This is a genomic window from Xylophilus sp. (genome assembly GCA_009914555.1).
In the GTDB taxonomy this organism is placed as follows: domain Bacteria; phylum Pseudomonadota; class Gammaproteobacteria; order Burkholderiales; family Burkholderiaceae_C; genus WNDY01.
This window is the reverse complement of the sequence record WNDY01000001.1, coordinates 36,370-57,879: the sequence shown is the minus strand read 5'-3', so window position 1 is coordinate 57,879 and position 21,510 is coordinate 36,370. Positions and strand designations below refer to the sequence as shown.

At 72.6% G+C, this 21,510-nt stretch carries 17 protein-coding genes; 15 read left to right on the top strand and 2 right to left on the bottom strand.

The window, feature by feature from the left end; translation table 11 throughout:
- Positions 1–19: 19 nt before the first annotated feature.
- Positions 20–1,186, bottom strand: a complete 1,167-nt coding sequence (locus GAK38_RS00285) for an MFS transporter (RefSeq protein WP_325340873.1) — start codon at positions 1,184–1,186, stop codon at positions 20–22.
- A 215-nt stretch (positions 1,187–1,401) separates the two neighbouring features.
- On the opposite strand from GAK38_RS00285, the gene uvrA reads away from it, so the two are divergent.
- Positions 1,402–4,407 carry an excinuclease ABC subunit UvrA gene (gene uvrA, locus GAK38_RS00280; protein WP_325340407.1) on the top strand — a complete coding sequence of 1,002 codons (3,006 nt, stop codon included), beginning with the start codon at positions 1,402–1,404 and terminating at the stop codon, positions 4,405–4,407.
- On the opposite strand, the gene GAK38_RS00275 is transcribed toward uvrA, so the two are convergent.
- Positions 4,326–4,820 (bottom strand): NUDIX hydrolase, encoded by a 495-nt coding sequence (locus GAK38_RS00275; protein ID WP_325340406.1) that lies wholly within the window; start codon positions 4,818–4,820, stop codon positions 4,326–4,328. The genes uvrA and GAK38_RS00275 overlap by 82 nt on opposite strands.
- A 246-nt stretch (positions 4,821–5,066) precedes the next feature.
- Here GAK38_RS00275 and GAK38_RS00270 point away from each other — a divergent pair, with 246 nt between their 5' ends.
- The 14 genes from GAK38_RS00270 (at position 5,067) to GAK38_RS00205 (ending at position 21,510) form a co-directional block, all read left to right on the top strand.
- Positions 5,067–5,756, top strand: coding sequence for a phosphoribosyltransferase (locus tag GAK38_RS00270; protein ID WP_325340404.1), 690 nt, complete (start codon positions 5,067–5,069; stop codon positions 5,754–5,756).
- On the top strand, positions 5,753–7,168 hold the full coding sequence (locus GAK38_RS00265) for an erythromycin esterase family protein (protein WP_325340403.1): 1,416 nt from the start codon (positions 5,753–5,755) through the stop codon (positions 7,166–7,168). Before GAK38_RS00270 ends, GAK38_RS00265 begins: the two co-directional genes overlap by 4 nt.
- A gap of 135 nt (positions 7,169–7,303) precedes the next feature.
- Positions 7,304–8,938, top strand: a complete 1,635-nt coding sequence (locus tag GAK38_RS00260) for an ABC transporter substrate-binding protein (RefSeq protein WP_325340402.1) — start codon at positions 7,304–7,306, stop codon at positions 8,936–8,938.
- Positions 8,939–8,991: 53 nt separating this feature from the next.
- On the top strand, positions 8,992–11,478 hold the full coding sequence (locus GAK38_RS00255) for a TonB-dependent receptor plug domain-containing protein (protein ID WP_325340400.1): 2,487 nt from the start codon (positions 8,992–8,994) through the stop codon (positions 11,476–11,478).
- A gap of 7 nt (positions 11,479–11,485) precedes the next feature.
- Positions 11,486–12,667, top strand: coding sequence for an acyl-CoA dehydrogenase family protein (locus GAK38_RS00250; protein ID WP_325340399.1), 1,182 nt, complete (start codon positions 11,486–11,488; stop codon positions 12,665–12,667).
- A 160-nt stretch (positions 12,668–12,827) separates the two neighbouring features.
- The gene (locus GAK38_RS00245) at positions 12,828–14,420 is read left to right on the top strand and encodes a rhodanese-like domain-containing protein (protein WP_325340398.1); all 1,593 of its coding nucleotides are present in this window, start codon (positions 12,828–12,830) and stop codon (positions 14,418–14,420) included.
- The gene (locus tag GAK38_RS00240) at positions 14,417–15,712 is read left to right on the top strand and encodes an NtaA/DmoA family FMN-dependent monooxygenase (RefSeq protein WP_325340397.1); all 1,296 of its coding nucleotides are present in this window, start codon (positions 14,417–14,419) and stop codon (positions 15,710–15,712) included. Before GAK38_RS00245 ends, GAK38_RS00240 begins: the two co-directional genes overlap by 4 nt.
- Positions 15,713–15,806: 94 nt before the next feature.
- The gene (locus GAK38_RS00235) at positions 15,807–16,730 is read left to right on the top strand and encodes a LysR substrate-binding domain-containing protein (RefSeq protein WP_325340395.1); all 924 of its coding nucleotides are present in this window, start codon (positions 15,807–15,809) and stop codon (positions 16,728–16,730) included.
- Between the two features lie 36 nt (positions 16,731–16,766).
- Positions 16,767–17,306 carry an OsmC family protein gene (locus GAK38_RS00230; protein WP_325340393.1) on the top strand — a complete coding sequence of 180 codons (540 nt, stop codon included), beginning with the start codon at positions 16,767–16,769 and terminating at the stop codon, positions 17,304–17,306.
- Between the two features lie 48 nt (positions 17,307–17,354).
- On the top strand, positions 17,355–18,542 hold the full coding sequence (locus tag GAK38_RS00225) for an alpha/beta hydrolase (RefSeq protein WP_443089135.1): 1,188 nt from the start codon (positions 17,355–17,357) through the stop codon (positions 18,540–18,542).
- 57 nt (positions 18,543–18,599) lie between these two features.
- Entirely contained in the window at positions 18,600–19,511 is a 912-nt protein-coding gene (locus tag GAK38_RS00220; RefSeq protein WP_325340390.1) for a DUF72 domain-containing protein, read from the top strand.
- 12 nt (positions 19,512–19,523) lie between these two features.
- On the top strand, positions 19,524–19,769 hold the full coding sequence (locus tag GAK38_RS00215) for a DUF6429 family protein (RefSeq protein ID WP_325340389.1): 246 nt from the start codon (positions 19,524–19,526) through the stop codon (positions 19,767–19,769).
- 112 nt (positions 19,770–19,881) lie between these two features.
- Positions 19,882–20,700: an ABC transporter substrate-binding protein gene (locus tag GAK38_RS00210; protein WP_325340387.1), complete on the top strand. Its 819-nt coding sequence runs from the start codon at positions 19,882–19,884 to the stop codon at positions 20,698–20,700.
- Between the two features lie 54 nt (positions 20,701–20,754).
- A complete protein-coding gene (locus GAK38_RS00205; RefSeq protein ID WP_325340386.1) occupies positions 20,755–21,510 on the top strand; it encodes an amino acid ABC transporter permease in 756 nt (251 codons plus the stop codon).

Here is a 21,510-nt window from a genome sequence, read left to right as displayed (position 1 = left end):
CGGCCTGGCCAGGGGAGTATCAGCGGCCCACCGGCCGCAGCCCCCAGGTCACGGCCAGCCACGCCAGCGCCAGCGCCGAGGTCGCCGCGAACAGCCCCGGGGCGCCGCTCCACTTGACCAGCGCACCGCCGAGCGCACCGCCGGCGAAGAGGCCGAGCGACTGCAGCGTGTTGTAGACCCCCAGCGCCGCGCCGCGCAGCGCGGCCGGCGCCAGCCGCGAGACCAGGCTGGGCTGGCTGGCCTCCAGCGCGTTGAAGCCGCAGAAGAACACGAACAGCAGCACGCCCAGCGGCGCCACCGTCGCCCACCCGCCGGCGGCGGCCAGCCCCAGCCCGGCCTGCGACAGCAGCACCAGCGCGACCGCGCCGCGCAGCGCCGCGCGCAGCCGGCCGCGCCGCTCCAGCGCGAACAGGCCGCCCATGAGCACGAACGAGGCCAGCACCGCGGGCAGGTAGACCTGCCAGTGGTGCGCCTTGTCGAGCCCGGCGCGCACCAGCAGCGTCGGCACCGCGACCCACATGGCGATCTGCACCGTGTGCAGGATGAACACGCCGGCGTTGAGCCGCAGCAGGTCGGCATGGCGGAACACGTCGGCGAAGCGCCCGCGCGGCCGGTCGGCATGGTGCGCCGGCTCGGGCGGCGCCACCCAGAGCACGACGGCGATGCCAGCCAGCGCCAGCGTGCCGGTCAGCCCGAACAGCAGCGGCAGTCCGCCGGCGGCCGCCAGCGGCGGCGCGATGACCAGCGCCAGCGCGAACATCAGCCCGATGCTCGCGCCCACCAGCGCCATCGCCTTGGTGCGCACCGCGTCGCGCGTCTGGTCGGCCAGCAGCGCGGTGACGGCGGCCGAGACGGCGCCTGCGCCCTGCAGCGCGCGGCCGATCAGCAGGCCCCAGACGCTGCCGGCCGCCGCCGCAGCGAAGCTGCCGAGGGCGAACACCGCCAGCCCGGCCACGATCACGCGCTTCCTGCCCAGCCGGTCCGACGCCAGGCCGAACGGCAGCTGCAGCACCGCCTGGGTCAGCCCGTAGATGCCCATGGCCAGCCCGACCAGGGCCGGATCGCCGCCGCCGGGGTAGCGCCGCGCCTCCAGCGCGAACACCGGCAGCACCAGGAACAGGCCCAGCATGCGCAGCGCGAAGATCAGCGCCAGCGCGCCGCTGGCGCGGCGCTCCGGCGCGGTCATGACGGTGGAGTCTGGAGGCGAGGAGAGGGCTGCGGATGGGTCGGACACGTCGCGGAGCGGGGCCGGCTGCACCCTGCGCGCCGGCCTCTGTTCTGGGGGAAATGGCGGATTGTCCGCCAAACGGCAGGCCGACCATTGCGCTGGGATGCTTGGCGCAACTGCCAGCGCTAAGATGGCCCGTTTACCTTCTTCCTTCCGCCCGCGGCCGCAGCACCGTGAACCCACCCCGCTCCGACAAAGACGAAGACGGCCGCCCCCTCGCGCAGGTGCTGCGCGAGCAGCGCATCAGCATCCGCGGCGCGCGCACCCACAACCTCAAGAACATCGACCTCGACATCCCGCGCAACCGGCTGGTGGTCATCACCGGGCTGTCGGGCTCGGGCAAGTCCAGCCTCGCGTTCGACACGCTCTATGCCGAGGGCCAGCGCCGCTACGTCGAGAGCCTGTCGGCCTATGCGCGGCAGTTCCTCCAGTTGATGGACAAGCCCGACGTCGACGTGATCGAGGGCCTGTCGCCGGCGATCAGCATCGAGCAGAAGGCCACCAGCCACAACCCGCGCTCCACCGTCGGCACGGTCACCGAGATCCACGACTACCTGCGCCTGCTCTACGCCCGCGCCGGCACGCCGCACTGCCCCGAGCACGGCGTGCCGCTGGCGGCGCAGACCGTCAGCCAGATGGTGGACGCCGTGCTCGCGCTGCCCGAGGACACGCGCCTCATGGTGCTGTGCCCGCTGGCGCGCGAGCGCAAGGGCGAGTTCGTCGACACCTTCGCCGACATGCAGGCGCGCGGCTACGTGCGCTTCCGCGTCGACGGCCAGACCTATGCGTTCGACGAACTGCCCGCGCTGAAGAAGAACGAGAAGCACGACATCGACGTGGTGATCGACCGTGTGAAGGTGCGGCCCGACCTGCAGCAGCGCTTGGCCGAGAGCTTCGAGGCGGCGCTGCGCCTGGGCGGCGACGAGTCTGGCGGCCGCGTGATCGCGCTGGAGATGGACACCGGCGTCGAGCATGCGTTCAACGCCCGCTTCGCCTGCCCGGTCTGCGGCTGGTCGATCAGCGAGCTGGAGCCGCGCCTCTTTTCGTTCAACTCGCCCGTAGGCGCCTGCCCGACCTGCGACGGCCTCGGCGTGCAGGAGGTGTTCGACCCCGAGCGCGTCGTCGCCTTCCCCACGCTGAGCCTCGCGGCCGGCGCCATTCCCGGCTGGGACCGGCGCAACGCGACCGCCTTCGCGCTGGTCGAGAGCCTGGCGAAGCACTATGGCTTCGACGCCGACACGCCGTTCGAATCGCTGCCAGCCAAGGTGCGCGACGTGCTGCTGCGCGGCTCGGGCGACGAGGAGATCGCCTTCCGCTACGCGCTCGACGGCAAGGGCCGCAAGCCGGTCGTCAAGCAGCATCCGTTCGAGGGCATCCTGCCGAACCTGGAGCGCCGCTGGCGCGACACCGACTCGCCCGCGGTGCGCGAGGAACTGTCGCGGCTGCGCGCCACCCATGTCTGCCCCGATTGCGGCGGCGCCCGGCTGCGGGCCGAGGCGCGCGCGGTGCTGGTGGGCGAGGGCGCGCAGGCCCGCTCCATCCATGCGGTCAGTCATGCCACGCTGCGCGAGAGCCGCGCGTACTTCGACGGCCTGCAGCTGCGCGGCGCCAAGGCCGAGATTGCCAGCAAGATCGTGCGCGAGATCGGGCTGCGGCTGAAGTTCCTCAACGACGTGGGGCTCGACAACCTGAGCCTCGACCGCAGCGCCGAGACGCTCTCGGGCGGCGAGGCCCAGCGCATCCGGCTCGCGAGCCAGATCGGCTCGGGGCTGACGGGCGTGATGTACGTGCTCGACGAGCCCAGCATCGGCCTGCACCAGCGCGACAACGACCGCCTCATCGGCACCCTGCAGCACCTGCGCGACCTCGGCAACAGCGTGCTCGTCGTGGAGCACGACGAGGACATGATCCGCGCGGCCGACCACGTGATCGACATGGGCCCGGGCGCCGGCGTGCACGGCGGGCAGGTGATGGCCCAGGGTACCTGCGACGAGGTGGCCGCCACGCCCGGCTCACCGACCGGCCGCTACCTCAGCGGGGTGGAGAGTATCACCGTGCCGCGCATGCGCCATGCGCGTTCGGAGAACATACTCCGCATCGTCGGTGCGCGCGGCAACAACCTGAAGAACGTCACGGTCGAGATCCCGGTCGGCCTGCTGACCTGCGTGACCGGCGTCTCCGGCTCGGGCAAGAGCACGCTGGTCAACGACACGCTGCATGCCGCCGCGGCCCGCCAGATCCACCGCGCCCATGCCGAGCCCGCGCCGTTCGACGCGATCGAGGGGCTGGAGCAGTTCGACAAGGTCATCAACGTCGACCAGTCGCCGATCGGCCGCACGCCGCGCAGCAATCCGGCGACCTACACGGGCCTGTTCACGCCGATCCGCGAGCTGATGGCCGAGGTGCCGATGGCGCGCGAGCGCGGCTATGGCCCCGGCCGCTTCTCGTTCAACGTGGCCGGCGGGCGCTGCGAGGCCTGCCAGGGCGATGGCGTGGTCAAGGTCGAGATGCACTTCCTGCCCGACGTCTACGTGCCCTGCGACGTCTGCCGCGGCCAGCGCTACAACCGCGAGACGCTCGAAGTGCAGTGGAAGGGCCGCAACATCGCCGAGATCCTCGACATGACGGTCGAGGACGCCGCCGCCTTCTTCGCGCCGGTGCCGGCGATCGCGCGCAAGCTGCAGACGCTGCTGGACGTGGGGCTGTCCTACATCCGCCTCGGCCAGGCCGCGACCACGCTGTCGGGCGGCGAGGCGCAGCGCGTCAAGCTCGCGCTGGAGTTGAGCAAGCGCGACACCGGCCGCACGCTCTACATCCTCGACGAACCGACGACCGGCCTGCACTTCGCCGACATCGCGCTGCTGCTCGACGTGCTGGCGCAGCTGCGCGAGGCCGGCAACACCATCGTCGTGATCGAGCACAACCTCGACGTCATCAAGACCGCCGACTGGCTCATCGACATGGGCCCCGAGGGCGGCGCCGGCGGCGGCACCGTGGTGGGGGCGGGCACGCCCGAGCAGCTGGCCGCCAACCCGGCGAGCCACACCGGGCGCTACCTGCGCAGGTACCTGGCGGCAACGGCGCAGGAGGAAGACGCTCAGGCCGCCAGCGCGGCCGGCGCGAACACCGAGTCATCGGTGCGCAGCAGGTCCAGCGGGAAGCGGCGGTCGGCGCGGTAGTCGTCGATGCCGCGCAGCAGCAGCGGGCTGCGGTGGCGCTCCACGCTGGCGCGGATCTCGTCGTAGCTCATCCAGAGCGTGCGCACGATGCCCTCGTCGAGCACGCGCGCGCCATGGAACCGGCCCACGCTGCCCGCGAAGCTGAAGCGCACATACGTCGTGTCGTGGCCGGTGCGGGTCTGGGTGAAGCGCGTCATGTACACGCCCACCAGCGACTGCGGCGCGAAGTCGTGGGCTGTTTCCTCCAGCACCTCGCGCACGCAGGCCTGCTCCAGCGACTCGCCCGGGTCGAGATGGCCGGCCGGGTTGTTCAGGCGCAGGCCGTCGGACGTGGCCTCCTCGACCAGCAGGAAGCGCCCGTCGCGCTCGATGATGGCCACCACGGTGACGTTGGGTTGCCAGCGGTTTGGCATGGCGCGCATTATCGCCATGCGCGGTGACGATGTGCAGGCGTGGTGTTTGCCCAGGGGTACATGCCCCAAACGACCGAAAGTGAAGCGTCTAACGAGCCTGTCTGCCGGGGTATGCGCATGCGCCGTCGGCCGCAGCCTGTGCATGGCTGGCATCGCGCGCCAGCCGCCCGGGCGCCGCCGGCTCCAAAACGTTGCCGATGTAATCGAAGCCTTCGTTCGCGCACCGCCCGCGGCGGCGGCGATAAGGTGGCTGCTTTCTCCCCCGCCGCCAGCAGCACCTTCGCCCACCGCACCGAGGCCGGCCAGCGCCTTGCCCGGCTGCTGCGTGCCTGGCGCGGCGCGCCCGGCGCCCTCGTGCTCGCGCTGCCGCGCGGCGGCGTGCCGGTGGCCGCCGAGGTGGCGCGCGCGCTCGGGCTGCCGCTCGACGTGCTCGTCGTGCGCAAGCTCGGCTTTCCGCAGCAGGAAGAGGTGGCCATGGGTGCCATCGCCAGCGGCGGCGTGAGCCTGCTGCTGGACGACGAGATCGCCGCCGCCGGCGTGCCGCCCGCCGCCGTCGAGGCCGTGGCGCGGCGCGAGGAGGCCGAACTCGCGCGCCGCGAGGCCGCCTACCGCGGCGGCCTGCCGCCGCTGGACCTGGCCGGGCGCACGGTGATCGTGGTGGACGACGGCCTGGCCACCGGCGCCACGCTGCGCGCCGCGGTGGCTGCCATCCGGCGGCGCGGCGCGGCGCGCATCGTCGCGGCCGTGCCGGTCGGCGACCCGGCCACCTGCGCGGCGCTGGAGCGCGAGGCCGACGAGGTGGTCTGCACCATCGCGCCGCGCCAGCTCATCGCCGTCGGCGCCTGGTACGACGACTTCCCCCAGCTCGACGACGACGAGGTCCGGCGCCTGCTGGCCGAGGCCCCGCGCCCTGTGCAGCAGGAGACCCTGCCATGACCCTCACGCTGCCCGGCGTGCCCGGCGCCGGATCCGCCACGGACGACGCCGAGGCGCTGGCCGCCATCGCCCGCCATGGCCGGCCGCTGGCCGCGCCCGAGGACGCGCTCGACGCGCTGGCCGCGCGGATCGGCGGCGCCGGCACCCGCTTCGCGCTGCTCGGCGAAGCCTCGCACGGCACGCACGAGTTCTACGCGCTGCGCGCCGACCTCACGCGCCGCCTGATCGAGGACGGCGCCCTGGATGCCGTCGCCATCGAGGGCGACTGGCCCGACGCCTGGCGCGTCAACCGCTACGTGCGCGGCCTCGGCGGCGACACCAGCGCCACCGCCGCGCTCGGCGGCTTCGAGCGCTTTCCGACCTGGATGTGGCGCAACACCGTGGTGCTCGAATTCGTCGAATGGCTGCGTGCGTTCAACGCCGCGCGGCCGCCGGGCACGCGCGTCGGCTTCTACGGGCTCGACCTCTACAGCCTGTTCGGCTTCATCGCCGCGGTGCTGCGCTACCTCGACCGCAGCGACCCGCAGGCGGCCGCCCGCGCGCGCGATCGCTATGCCTGCTTCGACCGCTTCCGCGACGACAGCCACGCCTACGGCCAGGCCGCGGCCTACGGCTGGCTCGACCCGCACTGCGAGGACGCCGTCGTGGCCCAGCTCGTGGAGCTGCAGCGCCAGGGCGAAGGCGCGCCCGCGGCCGGCGAGGACGACCCCGACGCCCATTTCCAGGCCGCGCAGAACGCGCGCCTGGTGCGCAACGCCGAGCGCTACTACCGTTCCATGTTCCGCGGCCGCGTCTCGTCATGGAACCTGCGCGACGGACACATGGCCGAAACGCTCGAGGCGCTCGACGGCCACCTGCGCCAGCGCCTGGGCCGCCCGCCGCGCTTCGCCGTCTGGGCCCACAACTCGCACCTCGGCGACGCGCGCGCCACCGAGATGGGCACGGGCCAGGGCGAGCTCAACCTCGGCCAGTTGGTGCGCGAGCGCCACGACGGCGAGGCGTTCGCACTGGGCTTCTCGACCTACACCGGCCACGTGACCGCCGCGTCCGCCTGGGACGCGCCGGGCGCCACCGAGCGCGTGCGCCCCGGCCTGCCCGACAGCTGGGAGGCGCTGCTGCACGAGGCCCTGCGCCGCCAGGGCGGCGCGCCCGCGCTGTGGCTGCCGCTGCGCGACGCGCCCGCGCTGGCCGAGGCGCTGGCCGAAGCCCGGCTCCAGCGCGCCATCGGCGTAGTCTACGCACCGCAGACCGAACGCTGGAGCCACTACTACCACGCGCGGCTGCCCGCGCAGTTCGACGCGCTCTGGCACATCGATGCCACCCATGCGCTGCAGCCGCTGGCCGATCCGCCGGGCGCGCAACCCGCCGGCGCGTCGCCGGAGCCACCGGCCACCTTCCCCGAGGCGGTATAGAAAAGAAAAGAGAAAAAGGCCCGCGCGCCTCTGCACTTTTGCTCCCTTCCAAGCGAAGAATTCTCGCTTCGCGCCCGCGTAACCCGTCGATACGATCCGCGCCTGTTTTCTCCCAACAGGCACTGGACGACGACGATGGCGCCACGACCACCGCATGACGACGATGCTCCCGCACGGCCCGGGCCGCGCCGCCGCGCCTTCGTGGCTGCCGCGGGCGGCGGCGCGGCGCTCGCGCTGGCCTGGCCGGGCGTGCCGCACGCGCAGGCCGCCGCCGGGGCGCGGCAACTGGTCATCGCGCAGGAGCGCGAGCCCACGGGCCTGGCCGGCGCGCTGATCGTCTCAGGCGCCACAGCCTCGATCTCGTCGAAGATCTTCGACACCCTGGTCGGCTACGACGCCGAGCTGCGCCCCGTGCCGCGGCTGGCACAGCGCTGGCAGGCCAGCCGTGACGGCCTCGCGGTCACCTTCTGGCTCCAGCCGGCCGCGCGCTGGCACGACGGCCGGCCGGTGCAGGCGCAGGACGTGGCCTTCTCGGCGCTGGAGATCTGGCGCAAGTACCACGCCCGCGGCCGCGTGGTCTTCGCGGACCTGGCCGCCGCCGACACGCCCGACGCGCAGACCGTGCGGCTGCGCTTTGCGCGGCCCGTGCCCTACCTGCTGGCCGCGCTGGCCGATGCCGAGGTGCTGCCGCGCCATCGCTACGAAAAGGCCGGCGACCCGCTTGCCAACCCGGCCAACAGCCAGCCCGTCGGATCGGGCCCGTGGCGCTTTGTGCGCTGGGACCGCGGCAGCCACGTGCTGCTGGAGCGCAACCCGGCCTACTGGGCCGCCGGCCGGCCCCGGCTCGACAAGCTGTTCTTCCGCTTCTTCCCCGACCCGGCCGCGGCGGCCGCCGCGCTGGAGACCCGCGGCGTGCAGCTGAGCTACGCGAGCCTCTCGCCCACCGACGTGACGCGGCTCCAGCAGGTGCCGGCGCTGGAGGTCGAGAAGACGGCCGACCTGTTCAACACCGTGGTCGCGTTCGAGTTCAACCTCGACCGGCCGGCGCTGCGCGACCTGCGGGTGCGCCAGGCGTTCGCGCATGCGATCGACCGGAGCTTCCTGCACAGGCACGTCTGGCAGGGCTGGGCCGACCTGGCCGAGGCGCCGGTGCCGCCGGCGCTCGCCGCCTTCCAGGCCGACGCAGTGCCGCGCTATGCCTTCGATCTCCAACGCGCCGAGGCGCTGCTGGAGGCGGCCGGCCTCCAGCGCGATGCCCGGGGCGTGCGGCTGTCGCTCGTCCATGTGGTGCACCCGGCGCGGGAGTTCGTGCAAGCGTCGGAGTACCTGCGCGGCGTGCTCGCGCGCATCGGCGTGCGGCTGAAGCTGCGCTCGCCCGAATGGGGCGCCTACATCCACCAGCTCTACACGCGCCGCGACTTCGACACCGCCACCATCATGACCAGCGTCGGGCCCGACCCGGCCATCGGGCTGCAGCGGCTCTACTGGTCGAAGAACTTCCAGCCCGGCGTGGCCTTTTCCAACGCCACCCACTACGCGAGCCCCGAGGCCGACGCGCTGCTGGAGCAGGCCCAGGCCGAAGCCGACACGGCGAAGCGCCGCGCGCTCTACGCGCGCTTCCAGGTGCTGGCCATGACCGACCTGCCGCGCATCCCGCTGGTCGCGCCGCGCATGCCGGTGGTGCACGCCCGCAGCCTGCGCGACGCGGCGCCCGGCCCCGAAAGCCTGCCGGCCAACCTCGCCAGCGCGGGTTTTGCGGCCGCCGGCTGACTTTCGCTGCTTCTGCCCCCATCAGAACACCGTCCCCGCGAGGAACCCTGTCCATGACCCGCCGCTTTCGGCCGTGCCACGCGCTGGCACCGCTCACCCTTGCCCTGCTCGCAGCCCACGCCGCCGCGCAGCAGCCGCCCACCGCCGCCGGCGACCCGGCGGTGACGCTCGACCGGCTGGTGGTCACCGGCGTGCGCGGCACCGCGCGCTCGGCCACCGAGACGCTGGCGCCGGTCGAGGTCATCGGTGCCGACGAGATCGCGCGCACCGGCCAGCAAAACCTGCGCGAGGCGCTGTCGGCGCTGATGCCTTCGTACACCGACTATGCAGGCTTCCAGAACCAGCACGGCCTAGCGGTCAAGACCGCGGGCCTGCGCGGGCTCAGCGGCACCAAGGTGCTGGTGCTGGTCAACGGCCGCAGGCGCCATGCCTCGGCGCTGATCAACTCGCGCACCGGCCCGGTCGGCGCCGACCTCGACCTGATCCCCACGAGCGCGGTCAAGCGCATCGAAGTGCTGCGCGACGGCGCGGCCGCGCAGTACGGCTCCGATGCCATCGCCGGCGTCATTAACATCATCCTCAAGGACGCCGGCGACGGCGGCAGCGCCAGCCTGGTCTACGGCCAGCAGGGCTCGCGCGTGGGCGATATCGGCAACTACCGCCGCACCTGGCAGGGCTTCTTCAACAAGGGCCTGAAGCTCGGCGAGGACGGCGGCTTCCTCAACCTCAGCGCCGACCTCTCGGACCGCGGCTGGACGGCGGTGACCGGCGCGATCCCGCTGTCCACGCGCCTGTATCCGCTGTTCAACGGCCAGCCCGATGCGCGCGAGACCAGCCTTAGCCGCTACCGCTACAAGTCCACCGGCCTGCCCGAGTCGACCACCTACAACCTCGGCTACAACGCCGAGCTGCCGCTGGGTGGCGGCACCGTGCTGTATTCGCACGGCACGGTCAGCAACCGCTTCTCGCAGGGCTGGGGCGGCTTCCGCTCGGCGATCTCGTCGGCCAACAACCCGGCGGTCTATCCGGACGGCTATTCGATCGGCTACGTCGTCAAGGAGGACGACTGGCAGCTCGTCGGCGGCGCGCGCGGCGAGGACCTGGCGGGCTGGAAGTGGGACGCGAGCGCGAGCTGGGGCCGCAACACCGCCGAGATCCAGAACCGCAATTCGCTGAACCTGTCGCTGGGCCCGACGACGCCGCGCGACTTCGTGATCGGCCACCAGGTCTACGACGAGGCCGCGGTCAACCTCGACCTGACGCGCGAAGTGCAGACGGGCTGGTTTTCTACGCCGCTGCGCATCGCCGCCGGCGCCGAGCTGCGCAGCAGCACCTGGAAGCAGACGCCGGGCGATCCGGCGGCCTATGCCGACGGCGGCTACATCCTCAACGGATCGCCCGCCACGCCCGGCGCCCAGGGCACCTACGGGTATTCGCCCGACGTGACCGGCAGCTACTCGCGCCGCAGCCAGGCGCTCTATGGCGAGCTTGGCCAGCTGGTCACCGACCGGCTCGAACTCAGCGCCGCCGCGCGCTACGAGCATTACGACGATGTCAGCAGCGTCTGGAGCGGCAAGCTCGCCGGCCGCTACGAGCTGTCGTCCACGCTGGCGCTGCGCGGCGCGGTCAACAACGGCTTCGCCGCGCCGGCGCTCTCGCAGCAGCATTACAAGCTCATCACCCGCGCCTACGGCGTCAATCCGCTCACGGGTGTCACCGGCTCGTCCGTGCAGGTGAGCGCCCCCGCCAACGATCCGGCGGCCATCGCGCTCGGCGCCACGGCGCTGCGGCCCGAGAAGTCCCGCAACGTCAGCGCCGGCATCGTGTTCACGCCTGCGCGCGACACCACGCTGACGGTGGACGCCTACCGCATCGACATCCGCGACCGCATCCTGCAGTCCACCACGCTGCAGGGCGCGGCGGTGTCCCGCATCCTCGCGGCCGCCGGGCTGGACTCCAACCAGACAGTCAACTACTACACCAACGCCGGCCGGACCCAGACCACCGGCCTCGACCTGGTGGCCGAGCACCGCAGCAACTACGGAGAATACGGCAACGTGCGCTGGCGCCTGGCCAGCAACCAGCGCCTGGACAGGATCAAGCAGCTCTACGCGGCGCCCAAGGTGCTGGCGGACGCGGGCGTGGCGCTCATCGGCCGCGACGTGATCGGCGACCTGACCGACGCCTATCCGAAGAATGTGACCTCGCTGGCCGCGCAGTGGACCCGCGGCGCCTGGGAGGTCAATGCCAAGGCCACGCGCTATTCGTCGGTCGTCGGCCGCAACGCCCAGTCGGCCGCGCGCGACCAGTACGTCAAGCCCGCGGTCATCTTCGACCTGGCGGTGACCTATGCCCTCACGCCCAAGGCGCGCTTCACCGTCGGCGCCCAGAATCTGTTCGACAAGAAGCCGGACAGCCTGACCGGCGACGCGCTCACCTATGCCACCAACAGCAGCGGCGGCGGGCCGTACTACAGCGTCTACACGCCCTATGGCGTCAACGGCGGCTACTACTTCGCCCGCCTGGACGTCCAGTGGTGAGCCCGCGATGACCGACAAGACCACTCCCGAGACGCCGGCCGAGGTCTTCGCCCGCGCCCGCCCGCTGCTGGCCGGGATCGCCGCCGGCGCCGCCCGGCGCGAGGCCGAGCGCACCATGCCCTACGCCGAGATCCGCCGCCTGGCCGAGGCCGGCCTCATGGCGGTGCGCGTGCCGCGCGAGCACGGTGGGCCGGGCTTCTCGCTGCGCGAGGCCTACCAGCTCGTGATCGACACGGCCGCGGCCGACTCCAACATCGCGCAGGCGCTGCGCTCGCACTTCGGCTTCGTCGAAGGCGTGGTCGCCAGCCGCGATCCGGCCTACCGCGCACGCTGGTTCCCGCGGATCCTCGCGGGCGAGATCGCCGGTCTTGCCCGCGGCGAGCTCGGCGCGCCCAACGGCGTGCACCGCACCCGGCTCACGCGCGATGGCGAGAACTGGCGCATCAACGGCCGCAAGTTCTACACCACCGGCACGCTGTTCGCGCAGTGGGTCACGGTGTCGGTGCGCGACGCGCGCGACGAGGAATATTCCGCCTTCATTCCCACCGACCGTGAAGGCGTGCAGGTGCTCGACGACTGGGACGGCGCCGGCCAGCGGCTCACCGCCAGCGGCACCGCGATCTTCGACAACGTGCTGGTCCATCCGCACGAACTGTCCTGGGTGGACCTCAAGGCACCCCGCAGGGCGCCGGGGCTGCTGCAGCTGATCCTCGCGGCCACGCAAGCCGGCATCGTGCGCAATGCGCTGGCCGATGCGGTCGACTATGCGAAGACCCGCGCGCGCCCCATCAAGCATGCGCTGGCGCAGCAGTCGGTGGACGACCCGTTCATCCAGCGCACCGTGGGCGAGCTCTCGTCGCTGGCCTGGGTGAGCGAGCAGACGGTGCTCGCCACCGCCGACGCGGTGGACCGCGCGCTGCAGGCCGAGGACGACGGCCGCCAGGACCTCGTGACCGAGGGCACGCTGGCCATCGCCCGCACCCAGTTCTTCACCACCGACGCCGCGCTGCGCGCCGGCCAGATCCTGTTCGACGTGGCCGGCGCCAGCGCCACCCAGCGCCAGTTCAACCTGGACCGCCACTGGCGCAACGCCCGCACGCTCGCGAGCCACAACCCGATGGACTACAAGGCCCAGGTGCTGGGTGCGAACCTGCTCACCGGCGCGGAACCCCCGCGGAACTTTTTCTGACAACCCCCCGAGCGGCATTGCCGCTCCCCCCTTCTCTCTTCGCGCTGCGGGCAGGGGGGCGACGCCGACGCTGCGGGGCGGCCCTTGCGCGGCGTCCGCTGGGCTGGGCCATGCTGACTCGCACGCCGTCGGCAATGCGCAACGCCATGAGAGAACCGATATGACCTCCTCTTCGTTTGTCACTTCCTCAGAACTGCACGCGCGGCTCACCGGCTGCGGCGAGTTCGCCCTGCTCGACGTGCGCGACACCACCGACCTGGTGGACGAGGGCGCGCTGCTGCTGGCCATCCACGTGCCGCTGTCCGAGCTGCCGCGCCAGGCGCCGCTGCTGGTGCCGCGCCGCGGCACGCCGGTGGCCGTGCTCGACCGCGACGGCGGCGCGCTGGCCGAGCGCGGGCGCCGCATCCTCGTGCGGCTGGGCTACGGCGACGTGCGGGTCGTGCAGGGCGGCGTGCGCGCCTGGCAGGCCGCGGGCCATGCCACCTATGCCAGCTCCTACATCTTCGGCCTCGCGTTCGCCACGTTCCTGGAGCGGGTCCGCCCCACGCCCCACGTGAACGCGCCGGAACTCGACGCCTGGCTGAAGCGCGCCGATGCGCCGCTCGTCCTCGACACCCGCGCGCCGTCCGAGGCCGCGGTGCGCAGCCTGCCCGGCGCGGTGCAGGCCACCGGCGCCGACACGGTGCGGCTGGCCCTGGCCCATGTGGCCGACCCGCAGCGCGCCATCGTCGTGCACTGCGCCGGCTACACCCGCAGCATCACCGCGGCGCAGGGCCTGCGCGACGCCGGCCTGCCCAACCCGGTCCACCTCCTGCGCGACGGCACCAAGGCCTGGCAGCTCGCCGGCCTGCCGTTCGTGCAGGGCGGCCACGAGCCGCTGCCCGCCGCGCATCCGCGCCTGCCGCAGGCCGACGCGCAGGAGGCCGCCGCGGCCCGGGCGCTGCGCGCGCGCTTCGGCGTGGAGGCCGTCGACACCGAAGCGCTCGCCCGCCTGGACGCCGAGGCGCCGCAGCGCAGCACCTTCTTCCTCGACATCCGCTCGGCGGAGGAGGCCGCCATCGCGCCGCTCGCGGGCTTCCGCAGCGTGCCGCACGAGGGCATCTGGCCCTGGACGCCGCGCCACGTCGGCGTGCTGCGCGCGCGCATCGTGCTCGGCGACAGCGCGCCGGGCCTGCGCGCCGCCTCCATCGCGGCCTGGCTGCGCCGCCAGGGCTGGGACGAGGTGTTCGTCCACCTGCGCGGCCCGGCGCCGGCGGCGTCGGTGCGGGCGGCACCGGCAGAGGCTGCGTATACTCCAGGGACCACCGTCGTAGTGCGCAATGAAGACCTGCGCTCTGACGATGTACTGGCTGATGTATCCCCCAGCGCCCAGTACGCGCGCGGCCATGTGCCGGGCGCGCGGCTGGTGACGCAGGCCCGCCTGCCCGAGCTGGCGGCGGCCTTCCCGGGCCGGCGCCTCGTGCTCACCGCGCCGACGCAGCGGCAGGCCGAGGAGGCGGTGCTCGACTTCGGCGCGACCGCCGGCGCGCCGCCGCTGGCCGTGCTGGCCGGCGGCAACGCCGGCTGGGCGGCCGCGGGCCGGCTGCAGGAGCGCGGCACGCTCGGCGCCTTCGGCCCGGTGCGCGATGCCGTGGCCGAGAAATGGGACGCGCCGGACTGGCGCGAGCGCTTCCTCGCGCTCATGGCATGGGAGCACACGCTGCCGCAGCAGATCGCGGCCGACGACACGCTGCCCTTCCGCGACTTCCCATGACGCAGCGCCAGCTCCACCTGCTGCTCAACGTCCAGAGCGCCGGCATCCATCCGGCCGCCTGGCGCATGCCCGAAGGCCGGCCGCACGGCTTCCTCGACCCGGCCTACTACCGCGAGATCGGCGCGCTGGCCGAGCGCGGGCTGTTCGACGCCGTCTTCCTGGCCGACCATTCCACGCTCTGGCAGAACCCGGCGGCCGGCCCGGGCTGGGCGCTCGACCCGCTGGTCACGCTGGCCGGGCTCGCGGCGCACACCACGCGCATCGGGCTGGTGGCCAGCATCTCCACCACCTTCTCGCAGCCCTACCCGGTGGCCCGCGCGATCGCCTCGCTCGACCATGCGAGCGCGGGCCGCGCCGGCTGGAACGTGGTCACCTCGTGGGACGAGCGCGCCGCGCGCAACTTCGACATCCAGGCCCTGCCCCCGCGCGAAGACCGCTACCGCCGCGCCGCCGAGTTCGTCGGCGTGGTGCGGCGCCTGTGGGACAGCTGGGAGCCCGGCGCACTGGTGGCCGATGCCGCCTGCGGCCTGTTCGCCGACCCGGCGCGCATCCATGCGATCGACCATGCGGGCGCGTTCCACACGGTGCGCGGGCCGCTGCAGCTGCCGCGCACGCCGCAGGGCCGCCCGGCGATCTTCCAAGCCGGCGGCTCCGAAGGCGGCCGCGACCTCGCGGCCCGCCATGCCGATGCGGTCTTCACCGCCCAGGCCGACCGCGAGGCGTCGCGCGCCTACCGGGCCGACCTGCAGTCGCGCGCCGCGGCGCTGGGCCGCACCGACGGCGGGCCGCGCGTCTTCCCCGGCGTCATCGTCGTCACCGGCCGTACCGAGGCCGAGGCCCGGGGCAAGCGCGCCCGGCTCGACGCGCTGCTCGGCGGCGAGCCGGCGCTGCTCGCGCGCTTCGCCCGCGCGCTCGGCGTGCCGGTGCAACGGCTCGCGCTGGAGCGGCCCTTCCCCGAGGACCTGATCGCCCCGGCCGTCGCCGCCAACCCGCGCCAGGGATTCGCCGACGCGCTCGCCGCCCAGCTGGCCGACCGCGGGCGCACCGTGCGCGACCACCTGGAGCAGGGCGCCATCGGCCAGCGCTCGCTGGTCGGCAGCGCCGACGCGGTGGCCGATGCGCTGCAGCAGTGGTTCGAGGGCGGCGCGGCCGACGGCTTCGTCGTCATGTGCGACATCCTGCCCGGCGGGCTGGCCGACGTGGTCGAGCTGGTCGTGCCGCGGCTGCAGGAGCGCGGGATCTACCCGCGCGAATACGCCGCGGCGACGCTGCGCGAACGGCTGGCGCATTAGTTTCGACGAAATGCGTCGTTGCCGGCCGCCCGGGGCCGGCATAGCCTCGCAGGCTGGCCCGAGGTGTGCGGGCCCCACAGCCCCCGTCCCGCCAATGAACTTCCAGCAGCTGCGCATCCTCCGCGAGACCACCCGGTGGTCGTTCAACCTCACCGAGGTGTCGGAGGCGCTGCACACGTCGCCCTCGGGCGTGAGCAAGCACATCCGCGACCTGGAGGACGAGCTGGGCATCCAGCTCTTCGTGCGCCACGGCAAGCGGCTGCTGGGGCTGACCGAGCCGGGCCGCGAGATGCTGCGCATCGTCGAGCGCATCCTGCGCGACCTCGACAACGTCAAGCAGCTCGCGCGCGACTTCACCGGCCGCGACAGCGGCGCGATCTGCATCGCCACCACCCACACGCTGGCGCGCTACCGGCTGTCGGACACCACCGGCCGTTTCAACGCGCTGTTCCCGCAGGTGCAGATCGACCTGTTTCCCACCAGCCCGACCGACATCGTCGAGCGCCTGCGCGCCGGCACCGCCGACGTGGCCGTGGGCGGGCTGGAAACGCTCGAAGGCCACGACGACCTCGCCGCCTTCGTGCTGGAGCGCTGGCACCATGCCGTGGTCGTGCCGCACGGCCATCCGCTGCTCGCGCGCCAGCTGGTCACGCTGGCCGACCTGGCGGCCTACCCGCTCATCATCGGCACCTTCGCCCGCCACAAGATCAGCCAGGCCTTCGAGGCCGCGCGCCTGGCGCCCAACATCGCCCTCACGGCCATCGACTCCGACATCATCAAGGCCTACACCGAACGCGGCATGGGCGTGGGCATCGTCGCGCCCCATGCGGTCGACCCGCAGCGCGACGCGGCGCTCACCGTGATTCCGGGCGAGACGCTGTTCCCCGAATACCGCACGCTGATCGCGGTGAAGAAGGGCCGCCACCTGCGCTCCTTCGACTACCGCTTCATCGAACTCTGCCAGCCGCTGCTCGACGAGGCGCAGGTGCGCCGGCATGCCTTCGCGACAGCGGGCTGAACGAAACTCCCTGTCCATCCTCTGCGAAATCCACCCATGACCACCCTCAACGACTACCTGGCCGAGAAGCGCCAGGCCGTGCTCGCCCGCGACGCACGCGTGGCCGACGGCAGCGCCGGGCCTGCCCGGCTGCAGGCCCATGTGCGGGCCGAAGGCCGCAGCGGCATCCGGCGCATCCGCATCCGCGGACACGAAGTCATCAGCGACAGCCCGCCCGACTTCGCCGGCTACGACCTCGGCCCCAGCTCGCCCGAGCTGCAGCTCGGCGTGCTCGGCAGCTGCGTGACCCACATCTTCCTGATCCAGGCCGCCACGCTGCAGGTGCCGCTCACCAGCCTGGAGGTCGAGGTCAACGGCGTGATCGACCCGCGCGCCGGCAAGCCGGGTCACGAATCCACGCCGATCTGGCCGCACGACATCGGCTACGTGGTGCACATCGATTCGCCCGCGCCGCAGGCCGAGATCGACGCACTGTTCGAGGCGGTGGAGCGCACCTGCCCGATCCTCAACCTGCTGTGCAATCCGCAGCAGATCCGGTCGGAAGTGCGGCTGACCGACTCGCATGCGGCTGGCTGACGGCTGGCACATACTCCCCCACTGATGCCGCGAAGGCGACCGCACATCGTGCGCTACACAATGGTACCCAATGGAGTATTTGGCCGCTGCTGCCTTGCCGCCGGTCTCCTGCTGGCCGCCCTGGCGCCGGTCGTACAGGCGGCCGACTGGACCGCCGTCACCTCCGACCGCGCCGCGGTCGCCGGCAGCCCGGTCCGCGAAACCGCCTGGACACTGCCCCGCCCGCCCGGCGGCCCGTTCGACCGCATCGGCCTGCACCGCTACCGCGGCCCGGGCGCGCCCATCGCCACCCTGCTCTACCTGCCGGGCACCAACATGAACGGCGAAGTCGCGCTGGCCGACGAGCGGCACAACCTCTGGCTCTACCTGGCCGCGCGCGGCGTGGAAGTCTTCACGCTCGACTACCGCACCCATGCCGTGCCGGCCGATGCTCCGCCCGCCGCGCTCGCAGCCCTGCGCGGCTGGGACACGCCGGCCTTCCTCGGCGACATCGCCGCCGCGTCGGCCGAGGCGCGGCGGCTCGCCGGGCGCGAGCGGCTCTTCGTCGCCGGCTTCAGCCGCGGCGGCGTGCTGGCCTACGCGCATGCGCTGACGTCGCCCGAGGCGGTCGCCGGCGTGGTCGTGCTCGATGCGCCGTTCAAGAACCGCGTGCCCGGCGAGAAGTTCGACGCCGCGGCGGCGCTGGCCCGGCTCGACGCCTCGGGCGCCTGGGCGAGCGACGTGGCCGGCTCGCGCGGCTGGGAATGGCGCCAGCGGCTGATGCAGGCCGTGGTGCGCGACCCCGCCGCGCCCTCGTCCGACGCGCGCTTCGCCACGGTCGGCGAGGAACTGGCCGAGGTGCTGCAGACCGCCTGGACGCCCGGCGGCCTGGCCAACCTGCACGGCGGCTTCTCGCAGGCGCGGGTGCTGGCCCGGCTGCTGGCGGACTACGACCGCTGGTACCCGGCGGTGCAGGACGTGGACCAGCGCTCCATCGCCGACCATGCCGACGATCCGCGCACGCCCATCGACGACCGCTGGGGCCGGCTCGACGCGCCGGTGCTGGCCTTCGTCTCCACCGGCCTGGGGCCGGACTGGGTGGCCAACGCGCGCCATTCGGCCGAGGCCAGCGGCTCGCGCGACGTGACGGTGCAGGTGCTCGACGGCTGGGGCCACCTCGACGTGGTGGCCGGCGAACAGGCGGCCGAGCGGGTCTATGCGCCGGTGCTCGCCTGGCTGCGCGAGCGCGCCAGGTAGGTCGTCGGAAAACAGCTTCTCACAACCGGCCCGGCCGGCGCGCGCAAGCTCGCCGCCATGACGGCCACCCCCGCTTCCATCCGCATCGGCATCTCGGGCTGGCGCTATGCGCCCTGGCGCGGCGGCGCCTTCTACCCCCAGGGGTTGACGCAGGCGCGCGAGCTGGCCTATGCCTCGCGGCAGTTCCGCGCGATCGAGCTCAACGGCTCGTTCTACGCGCTGCAAAAGCCCGAGAGCTATGCGCGCTGGGCGTCGGAGACGCCGGACGGCTTCGCCTTCACCGTCAAGGCACCGCGCTACATCACCCACATCCTGCGGCTGGAGAAGCCGGAGCTGCCGATCGCCAACTTCCTGGCCTCTGGCCTGTTCGCGCTCGGACCCAAGCTCGGGCCGATCCTCTGGCAGTTCCCGCCCAGCATGGCCTTCGATGCCGACCGCTTCGAAGCCTTCCTCGCGCTGCTGCCGCACGATGCGGACGCCGCCGTGCGGCTGGCCCGCCGGCACGAGCCGCGCATGAAGGGCCGGGCGCTGGTCGTAGCCGGCGGCGTGGGCGCCGTGCGCCATGCGGTCGAGGTGCGGCACGCCAGCTTCGCCGACGCTGCCTTCGTGCGCCTGCTGCGCCGGTACAAGGTGGCCTGGGTGATCGCCGACACCGGCGGCCGCTGGCCGGAGTTCGAGGACATCACGGCCGACTTCGCCTACCTGCGGCTGCACGGCGCCGACCAGCTCTATGCGACCGGCTATTCCGACGCGCAGATCGACCGCTGGGCCGACCGCATCCGCCACTGGTCGCAGGGCGGCGAGCCTGCGGATGCGAAGCGCATCGCCGACCTGCGGCCGCCGCGGCGCGCCCACCGCGACGTGTTCTGCTTCTTCGACAACACGATGAAGACCGAGGCGCCGACCAATGCACGGCGGCTCGCCAGCCTGCTCGGCGCGGCGCCCACCGATAATGCGGGGCTCTTCTGAAGCCCTTGCCCCATGCCCATCGACGAAGCCGCCATCGACCGCGCCGCGCTCGCGCTGCTCTATCTCACGCTGCACGACGGCGACCGCGCCTGGAAGGCGATCTGCTGGGACGTGATGGACCGTCTGCATGCCCAGGGCTTCATCGACAACCCGGTCAACCGCGGCAAGTCGGTCGTTTTCACGCCCGAGGGCCTGGCGCGGGCGCGCGAACTGTTCGCCCAGCAGTTCGGCACCGACGGCCCCGAAGACGGCAAATAAACTAATCCGGATTCCGCATGAGGCCGTGCGGAACCCGCGCCCTACCATTGTCGGGCGCCGCCTGCGGCGAGAGTGAAAGAGAACCACCACATCTTCCAGGGGAACACACACCATGATCCGATTCCAGCGCAACGCGCTGCTGCTCGCCGGCCTCGCACTCGTCTCCACCCTGTCGTGGGCCGACCGGCTCGACGACATCAAGAAGGCCGGCGTCGTGCGCGTCGCGGCCTTCGACGCCAACCCGCCGTTCGGCTTCGTCGACGCCAAGACCAAGAAGATCACCGGCCTCGACGTCGACTACGCCAGCGCGCTCGCCAGGAAGCTCGGCGTGAAGCTGGAACTGGTGCCGACCAACCCGGCCAACCGCATCCCGCTGCTGACCTCGGGCAAGGTGGACCTGGTGTTCGCCAACTTCACGATCACCGAGGAGCGCAGGCAGGTCGTCAACTTCAGCATTCCGTACTTCGCCTCGGGCACGCAGTTCATCGCGAAGAAGGGCTTCCTGAAGTCGCCGGAGCAGCTGAACAGCCTGCGCATCGGCGTGGACAAGGGCACGACCAACGAGATCCAGCTGCGCGAGAAGTACCCCAAGGCCACGCTCGTGGCCTACGACGACACGCCGTTCGCCTTCACCGCGCTGCGCAACGGCCAGGTGCAGGCCATCTCGCAGGACGGCCCCAAGCTCATCGGCCTGCTGGCCGAGCTGCCGGCCGCCGAGCGCGCCAAGTGGGAGGTGCCGCCCTTCGCCATCTCGCAGGACTACATCGGCGTGGGCGCGCCCAAGGGCGAGACGGCGCTGACCGAGTTCGTCAACACCACGCTGCGCGAGCTCGAAGCCGACGGCAGCGCGCAGAAGATCTACGACGCTTGGTTCGGCCCGAAGACGAAGACCCCGCTCAAGCGCATCTTCAAGATCGGAGACCAGACCTGAGCCTCGGCACGCGCCGACCCTGACGCACCCGCCTGACGGCGGGTGTCGCGTTTCATGAGCCCCCCTTCGCTGCTGTCCTCCCTGCTGCCGGAGCCGTTCCTCGCGCCCAAGTACCTCGGCTGGCTGGCCGACGGCTTTCTCACCACGCTCTGGGCGTCGCTGCTGGTGGTCGCCGCGTCGACCGCGCTGGGCATCGTCTTCGCCGCCGCGCGCGAGAGCGGGCGGCCCGCGCTGGTGCGGGCCACCGGCGCCTATCTCTCGGCATTGCGCAACACGCCGCTGCTGGTGCAGCTGTTCTTCTGGTACTTCGGCCTGCCGGCGCTGCTGCCCGATGCGCTGCTCGAATGGCTCAACACGGTGCATGCGCTCGCCATCGGGGGCGTGGAGCTGGCGCGCTGGCCGTCGTTCGAATTCCTCGCGGCCGTCGTCGGTCTCGTGTTCTATTCGACCGCCTACGTGGGCGAGGACATCCGCTCGGGCCTGCGCGGCGTGCCGGCCAGCCAGCGCGCGGCGGCCACGGCGCTGGGCCTGACGACAGCGCAGGCGCTGCGCCACGTGGTGCTGCCGCAGGCGCTGCGCATCGCCACGCCGCCGCTGCTGGGCCAGTACATGAACATCCTCAAGAACACCTCGCTCGGCATGGCAGTGGGGCTCATGGAGCTGTCGTACCGCGCCCGCCAGGCCGAGGCCGAGAGCTGGCGCACCTTCCAGGTCTACGGCGTGGCGACGCTGCTCTACATCCTGGCGATCGCGGCCATCGAGGTCGCGGGCCAGCTTCTCGAGCGCCGCCGGGCCCGGCAGCCGTTCTGA

What these genes read in the sequence shown, in the direction of transcription:
- GAK38_RS00240 (WP_325340397.1), top strand. Translation starts at nt 14,417, where the DNA reads ATGACGCAGCGCCAGCTCCACCTGCTGCTCAACGTCCAGAGCGCCGGC.
- GAK38_RS00210 (WP_325340387.1), top strand. Translation starts at nt 19,882, where the DNA reads ATGATCCGATTCCAGCGCAACGCGCTGCTGCTCGCCGGCCTCGCACTC.
- GAK38_RS00220 (WP_325340390.1), top strand. Translation starts at nt 18,600, where the DNA reads ATGACGGCCACCCCCGCTTCCATCCGCATCGGCATCTCGGGCTGGCGC.
- GAK38_RS00260 (WP_325340402.1), top strand. Translation starts at nt 7,304, where the DNA reads ATGGCGCCACGACCACCGCATGACGACGATGCTCCCGCACGGCCCGGG.
- GAK38_RS00245 (WP_325340398.1), top strand. Translation starts at nt 12,828, where the DNA reads ATGACCTCCTCTTCGTTTGTCACTTCCTCAGAACTGCACGCGCGGCTC.
- GAK38_RS00235 (WP_325340395.1), top strand. Translation starts at nt 15,807, where the DNA reads ATGAACTTCCAGCAGCTGCGCATCCTCCGCGAGACCACCCGGTGGTCG.
- GAK38_RS00205 (WP_325340386.1), top strand. Translation starts at nt 20,755, where the DNA reads ATGAGCCCCCCTTCGCTGCTGTCCTCCCTGCTGCCGGAGCCGTTCCTC.
- GAK38_RS00265 (WP_325340403.1), top strand. Translation starts at nt 5,753, where the DNA reads ATGACCCTCACGCTGCCCGGCGTGCCCGGCGCCGGATCCGCCACGGAC.
- GAK38_RS00285 (WP_325340873.1), bottom strand. Translation starts at nt 1,186, where the DNA reads ATGACCGCGCCGGAGCGCCGCGCCAGCGGCGCGCTGGCGCTGATCTTC.
- GAK38_RS00250 (WP_325340399.1), top strand. Translation starts at nt 11,486, where the DNA reads ATGACCGACAAGACCACTCCCGAGACGCCGGCCGAGGTCTTCGCCCGC.
- GAK38_RS00215 (WP_325340389.1), top strand. Translation starts at nt 19,524, where the DNA reads ATGCCCATCGACGAAGCCGCCATCGACCGCGCCGCGCTCGCGCTGCTC.
- GAK38_RS00275 (WP_325340406.1), bottom strand. Translation starts at nt 4,820, where the DNA reads ATGCCAAACCGCTGGCAACCCAACGTCACCGTGGTGGCCATCATCGAG.
- GAK38_RS00230 (WP_325340393.1), top strand. Translation starts at nt 16,767, where the DNA reads ATGACCACCCTCAACGACTACCTGGCCGAGAAGCGCCAGGCCGTGCTC.
- GAK38_RS00255 (WP_325340400.1), top strand. Translation starts at nt 8,992, where the DNA reads ATGACCCGCCGCTTTCGGCCGTGCCACGCGCTGGCACCGCTCACCCTT.